The 6674-nt window shown below is 64.0% G+C and carries 4 protein-coding genes; 3 read left to right on the top strand and 1 reads right to left on the bottom strand.

Annotated elements, in window-relative coordinates:
- The first annotated feature begins 80 nt into the window (after positions 1-80).
- Complete coding sequence (locus tag OO306_RS17410; RefSeq protein ID WP_265969451.1) at positions 81-1742, top strand: fatty acid CoA ligase family protein; 1662 nt, start codon at positions 81-83, stop codon at positions 1740-1742.
- A 36-nt stretch (positions 1743-1778) separates the two neighbouring features.
- Here OO306_RS17410 and uvrA read toward each other — a convergent pair whose 3' ends face one another.
- Positions 1779-4295: an excinuclease ABC subunit UvrA gene (uvrA, locus tag OO306_RS17405; protein ID WP_265969447.1), complete on the bottom strand. Its 2517-nt coding sequence runs from the start codon at positions 4293-4295 to the stop codon at positions 1779-1781.
- 159 nt (positions 4296-4454) lie between these two features.
- On the opposite strand from uvrA, the gene OO306_RS17400 reads away from it, so the two are divergent.
- Positions 4455-5291: an RHS repeat-associated core domain-containing protein gene (locus OO306_RS17400; protein WP_323055832.1), complete on the top strand. Its 837-nt coding sequence runs from the start codon at positions 4455-4457 to the stop codon at positions 5289-5291.
- Between the two features lie 189 nt (positions 5292-5480).
- Complete coding sequence (locus OO306_RS17395) at positions 5481-6656, top strand: M20 aminoacylase family protein (protein ID WP_265969446.1); 1176 nt, start codon at positions 5481-5483, stop codon at positions 6654-6656.
- Positions 6657-6674 lie beyond the last annotated feature (18 nt).

The following is a 6674-nucleotide window of genomic DNA, read 5'->3' as shown; positions in this document are numbered from 1 at the left end:
GTGTTGGTCATTTTGTTGTTGATAGCAGGGTTGGCGTGCCTGATGGTCGCGCCGGTAGCGTTGGCGGCCGTGGCGACGGTATGCCTGGGCCTGGGCATTGGGGCGCTTTTCCCTCTCTCGTTGATCGCGGCGACGCCTTCGACACCACCGTGGCCCGCTTTCCCGACCGCGAAGCCCTGGTGGTCCGCCACCAGGCCTTGCGCTACACCTGGCGGCAACTGGCCGAGGCGGTCGACCAGCACGCGCGCGCCCTCATGGCATTGGGCGTGCAAGCCGGCGACCGCCTGGGCATCTGGGCGCCCAACTGTGCCGAGTGGTGCATCACCCAGTTCGCCAGCGCCAAAGTCGGTGCGATCCTGGTCAACATCAACCCAGCCTACCGCGCAAGCGAGCTGGACTACGCCCTGGGCCAGGCGGGTTGCCGCTGGGTGATCTGCGCCGATGCCTTCAAAACCTCCGACTACCATGCCATGCTGCTGGGCCTGATCCCGGGCCTTGCTGAGGGCCACCCGGGCGCGCTGGCCTGTGAGCGGTTCCCCGAATTGCGCGGGGTCGTGAGCCTGGCCGCTTCACCGCCGCCGGGCTTTCTCGCCTGGCATGCCCTGCAGGCCCGCGCCGACGCCATCAGCGCCGAAGCCTTGGCCACCCGCCAGGGGCAACTGCACTGTGACGACCCGATCAACATCCAGTACACCTCCGGCACCACCGGCTTCCCTAAGGGTGCCACGCTGAGCCACAGCAACATCCTCAACAACGGCTACATGGTGGGCGAAAGCCTGGGCCTGACCGAGCACGATCGGCTGGTGGTGCCGGTGCCGCTGTACCACTGTTTCGGCATGGTCATGGCCAACCTGGGTTGCATGACTCACGGCAGCACGTTGATTTACCCCAACGACGCCTTCGAACCACTCGCCACGTTGCGCGCAGTGGCCGAGGAAAAGGCCACCGCGCTGTACGGCGTGCCCACCATGTTCATCGCCGAACTGGACCACCCGCAACGCAGTGCCTTCGACCTGTCGAGCCTGCGCACCGGCATCATGGCCGGCGCGACCTGCCCGATCGAAGTGATGCGACGGGTCATCGACGAGATGCACATGGCCGAGGTGCAGATTGCGTATGGCATGACTGAAACCAGCCCGGTGTCCTTGCAGACCGGTGCCAATGACGACCTGGAACGCCGCGTGACCAGCGTCGGCCGCACCCAGCCACGGTTGGAGAACAAAGTCATCGATGCCGATGGCCGCACAGTGCCGCGTGGTGAAATCGGCGAACTGTGCACCCGCGGCTACAGCGTAATGCTGGGGTACTGGAACAACCCCAAGGCCACGGCCGAGAGCATCGATGCCGAGGGCTGGATGCACACCGGTGACCTGGCGGTAATGGACGAGCAGGGCTATGTGCGCATCGTCGGGCGCAGCAAGGACATGATCATTCGGGGCGGCGAGAACATCTACCCACGTGAGCTGGAAGAGTTCTACTTCACCCATCCAGCGGTGGCCGATGTGCAGGTGATTGGTGTGCCCTGCAGCAAGTATGGCGAGGAGATCGTCGCCTGGGTGCGCTTGCACCCGGGGCATGCAGCCACTGAAGACGAGCTGCGTGACTGGGCGCGGGCGCGGATTGCGCACTTCAAGGTGCCGCGCTATTTCCGCTTCGTCGATGAGTTCCCGATGACGGTGACCGGCAAGGTGCAGAAGTTTCGCATGCGCGAGATCAGCATTGCGGAACTGTCGGCGGGCTAATGGCATGGGCACCGGCGAGGCCGGTGCCCAGCACTGCTACAACGCCTTGGCCAGGAAGCTGGCGGTACGGCTTTCAACGCACCCGGCGACGGCCTGCGGTGTGCCACTGGCCACGACCTTGCCCCCCGCATCCCCAGCCCCCGGCCCGATATCGATCACCCAGTCGCTTTGCGCCACCACGCGCATGTCATGTTCGACCACTACCACGCTATGCCCAGCATCCACCAGACGGTTGAGTTGTACCAGCAACCGGTCGATATCCTGGGGATGCAGCCCGTTGGTGGGTTCATCCAGTACATACAACGTCGCCCCGCGCGCCGTGCGCTGCAACTCGGTGGCCAGCTTGATGCGTTGCGCTTCACCGCCAGACAGCTCAGTAGCCGGTTGGCCCAGGCGCAGGTAACCCAGGCCGATATCCTGCAGCACTTGCAGGCTGCGCCGTACTGACGGCTGTTCGGCGAACACCGCCAGGGCGTGTTCAACTGTCAGTTGCAGCACCTGGGCGATGTTCATCCCTTGCCAGGTCACCGCCAGTGTCTCGGGGTTGTAGCGGGCACCGTGGCAGGTCGGGCAGGGCGCGTAGACACTGGGCATGAACAACAGCTCGACGCTGACAAACCCTTCGCCCTCGCAGGTTGCACAACGGCCCTTGGCGACGTTGAAGGAGAAACGCCCGGCATCGAAGCCTTGCGCCTTGGCGTGGTCGGTGGCAGCAAACAGTTTGCGCACGGCGTCGAACAGGCCGGTGTAGGTGGCCAGGTTGGAGCGGGGGGTACGGCCGATGGGTTTCTGATCGACCTGCACCAGGCGCTTGATGCTGCCCAGCCCTGCCTTTACCCGGCCGCTGCTGGTTTGTTCGGGGTCGTCCTCCAGGCTCTGTTCTTCGCGCTCGGCAGGCTGTTCGGCATGGCCCAGGTGCGCGCCGACCAGCTCCAGCAGCGCCTGGCTGACCAGGCTGGATTTGCCTGAACCGGAAATACCCGTCACGGCGGTGAAACACCCCAACGGGAACTGAGCGCTGAGGTTGTCGAGGTTGTTACGGGTGATGCCTTCCAGCGCTAGCCAATCCTGCGCCTGGCGTGGTGTGCGAACGGCCTGGGCGTGCTCGCCGAACAGGTAGGCGCGTGTGCACGATTGCTCGACCCGGGCGAGCCCCTCGGGCGGGCCGCTGTAAAGGATGGTGCCGCCGTGTTCGCCGGCGGCAGGGCCAACATCCACCAACCAGTCGGCGCGGCGCATGGTGTCGAGGTCGTGCTCCACCACATAGACCGAGTTGCCGGCCTGTTTCAGGCGCTGCAAGGCCACGAACAAGGCCTCGCTGTCGGCAGGATGCAAGCCGGCCGATGGCTCGTCGAGCACATAGATCACGCCGAACAGTTGCGAGTTGAGCTGGGTGGCCAGGCGCAGCCGCTGCAGCTCGCCTGAGGACAGGCTCGGGGTACTGCGCTCCAGGGCCAGGTAGCCCAGCCCGAGGTCGAGCAGGGTGTCGATGCGCTCCAGCAACTCATGGGCGATACGCTGGGCGGCCAGGCGTTTTTCCAGGGTCAGGTCGTCCTGGGGCTGTTCCAGGTAGGCCGGCGCCGCCACCGTGCGGAACACCTCGGCCAGCGCCTGCAACGAGAGGTGCGACAGCTCGGCGATGTCCAGGCCTGCGAAGGTCACGCTCAGCGCTTCGCGCTTGAGGCGTTTGCCCGCGCACAGCGGGCAGGGGCTTGGGCGCATGAACTGTGACACGCGCTTGCGCATCTGCGCGCTTTGCGAGTGCATGAAGGTGTGCAGTACGTAGCGCCGGGCGCCGCTGAACGTGCCCTGGTAGCTGGGTTCCTGCTTGCGCTTGAGGGCGGCGCGGGTTTGCGCCGGGGTCAGGCCGGCGTACACCGGGGCGGTGGGGGTTTCTTCGGTGAACAGGATCCAGTCGCGCTGCGCTTGTGGCAAGTCGCGCCAGGGAATATCGACGTCATAGCCCAGGGTTACCAGGATGTCGCGCAGGTTCTGGCCCTGCCAGGCCATGGGCCAGGCCGCCACCGCGCGCTCGCGGATGGTCAGTGAAGGGTGCGGGACCAGGGTTGCCTCGGTCACTTCATAGACGCGGCCCAGGCCGTGGCATTCGGGGCAGGCGCCCTGGGGGGTGTTGGGCGAGAAGTCTTCGGCATACAGCATCGCGTGCCCGGCCGGGTAATGGCCGGCGCGCGAGTAAAGCATGCGGATCGAGCTGGACAGTGTGGTGACGCTGCCCACTGAGGACCGCGCGTTGGGCGTGCCGCGTTGCTGTTGCAGCGCCACCGCTGGCGGCAGGCCTTCGATGGCGTCCACATCGGGCACGCCAACCTGGTCGATCAGGCGCCGGGCATAGGGCGCGACGGATTCGAAGTAGCGGCGCTGGGCTTCGGCATACAGGGTGGAGAAGGCCAGCGAAGACTTGCCAGAGCCCGATACGCCGGTGAACACCACCAGCGCGTCGCGGGGGATATCGACATCGATGTTCTTGAGGTTGTGCTCGCGGGCGCCACGGACGCGGACGAAACCGTTTGGGGTGGTTTGGCTTGGAGGCATGACGCAGTCCTAGGCTGTGGCTGAACGGTGCGCCAAAGGTACCAGTAACAGCAAAGACAGTGCCCGGGAAATGATTCCCTTCAGTAGTTCTGCGAGTTATGTACGCCAATTCATATGAATAGCCTGGCCCTCTAAACACAGGTTGAGCAGGCTCGAAACATGCAAACAACGTCACTATTACCCAATGATAAGCAACCCTCGCTCCAGATGTTCAGGGCCCCCCCATTGCGGGCTTATGTGCCCTATGGTTATCACGTGGGCAGGGGCGGCCCACGCTTAGCGTTTGTTGGAGAACCGAATGCGCTACTGCCAAAGGGTTATCTGATTGGCAACGGCAAGCGTGCCTATGGTACAGGGCTGATGCGCTTTTACAGCCCGGATGCTTTTAGCCCTTTCGGCCGAGGTGGGCTCAATGCCTATGCGTACTGCTTGGGGGATCCTATCAACAATGTGGACCGTGACGGCCATTCCGCTACGCGCATACTCGGCCAGGGGACAGGCTTGGTATGGGGAACTGTGGGTATGTTGTCTGCGTTGAATAAAGCCTCGAAAACTATCGTCAGAAGATCGGTTGCCAAGGCCCAAGGGAGGCCTGTGCCACCGGAGTACGATGCATCGAGCCGCACTAACAATGCATTGATATTCAATGGAGGGTTGGTGAGTACGTTGACAAAAGTCCCTGGCGTTGCGATGGCCTATGCATTTCCAATGGGTTCGATAGCGAGTGAGGCATCCACGCTAGTCGGCATAGGGGCTGCATCCGTGGCAGGTGTGGGCAAGTTGAGACAGTTGTACACCGACTTAACGTCGACGATTCAAGAGGCCACGGCGAACAGGCTCCCATTGCCTGAGCTGTTCTGGGAGTCGCTGAAAGAAGCTGCTGGCTGGAATCGCATGCGTGGTCAAGAGTCGGCAATCCTTAGCCCCATGCCAGAGAAGGTCCTGTTGGTACAAATCAAAACAGTGAGGGGCGGCGCTCGATCTCCTAGGCGCTGAAGATCTCACCCCGTACCCCTGGCGGCCCGCATGCAATCCCTCATGCCCAGTTCCACCCTGTGGAACCACATTCGATTGTGCTCCCCCCATCACTCGCGTTTATCTGTCAGCCAACACGACCTGCCTTCCCCGTCGTGATCTCAACGCGAACAACAAGAACGGGAACATACCCGCGCAAGGAGATTCCGCATGTCCCGACATCAACACATCCTGGCCTGGCTCAACGACGTGGCCAGCGACCTGCACGCCATCCGTCACGACATCCATGCACACCCGGAACTGGGTTTTGAAGAAAACCGCACCTCAGCGCTGGTGGCCCGGCTGCTGCAAGCCTGGGGCTACGAGGTTCACACCGGTATCGGCAAGACCGGCGTGGTGGGGGTGCTGCGCAACGGCAGCAGCCCACGTAAGCTGGGGCTGCGCGCCGACATGGACGCGCTGCCGATCCATGAGGCCACCGGCGCGGCCTACAGCAGCCGGCACCAAGGCTGCATGCACGCCTGCGGCCATGACGGCCACACCACCATGCTGCTGGGCGCTGCGCGTTACCTGGCGGCGACCCGGCAGTTCGATGGCACGCTGACGCTGATCTTCCAACCAGCCGAAGAGGGCCAGGGCGGCGCCGAGGCGATGCTCGCCGACGGCTTGCTGGAGCGCTTCCCCTGTGATGCCCTGTTCGGCATGCACAACATGCCGGGGCTGCCGGCAGGGCACCTGGGCTTTCGCGAGGGGCCGATGATGGCCTCGCAGGATTTGCTCAGCGTAACCCTTGAAGGCGTCGGCGGGCATGGCTCGATGCCGCACCTGACCGTCGACCCGCTGGTGGCAGCGGCCAGTGTGGTGATGGCGTTGCAGACGGTGGTGGCGCGCAATATCGATGCCCAGGAAGCCGCGGTGGTTACTGTGGGGGCACTGCAGGCGGGCGAGGCGGCCAACGTGATTCCGCAGCAGGCAGTGCTGCGCCTCAGCCTGCGGGCGTTGAATGCCGAAGTGCGGGCGCAGACCCTGGCGCGGGTACGCGCGATCATCGTTAGCCAAGCCGAGAGTTTTGGCTGCAGCGCCAGCATCGAACACCGGCCGGCGTACCCGGTACTGGTCAACCATGCCGCAGAGAATGCCTTCGCCCAACAAGTGGGCGAGGAACTGCTCGGTGCCGAGGCGGTGGACGGCAACACCCGCAAATTGATGGGCAGCGAGGACTTCGCCTGGATGCTGCAACGTTGCCCAGGCGCCTACCTGTTCATCGGCAATGGCCTGTCGCGGCCGATGGTGCACAACCCGGCCTATGACTTCAACGACGACATCCTGCTGACCGGCGCCGCCTATTGGGGCGCGCTTGCCGAGCGCTGGCTCGAACCCGCCTGACCTTTCTTTGACGACTGC

This window comes from Pseudomonas sp. DCB_AW, from assembly GCF_026240895.1.
Taxonomy (GTDB): domain Bacteria; phylum Pseudomonadota; class Gammaproteobacteria; order Pseudomonadales; family Pseudomonadaceae; genus Aquipseudomonas; species Aquipseudomonas kermanshahensis.
Note: the sequence above shows the minus strand (reverse complement) of the source record. Positions and strands in the feature narration are given on the sequence as shown.

Excerpts from the sequence above, each read along its gene's own strand:
- OO306_RS17410 (WP_265969451.1), top strand. The coding sequence starts at position 81 with ATGCCTGGGCCTGGGCATTGGGGCGCTTTTCCCTCTCTCGTTGATCGC.
- uvrA (WP_265969447.1), bottom strand. The coding sequence starts at position 4,295 with ATGCCTCCAAGCCAAACCACCCCAAACGGTTTCGTCCGCGTCCGTGGC.
- OO306_RS17400 (WP_323055832.1), top strand. The coding sequence starts at position 4,455 with ATGCAAACAACGTCACTATTACCCAATGATAAGCAACCCTCGCTCCAG.
- OO306_RS17395 (WP_265969446.1), top strand. The coding sequence starts at position 5,481 with ATGTCCCGACATCAACACATCCTGGCCTGGCTCAACGACGTGGCCAGC.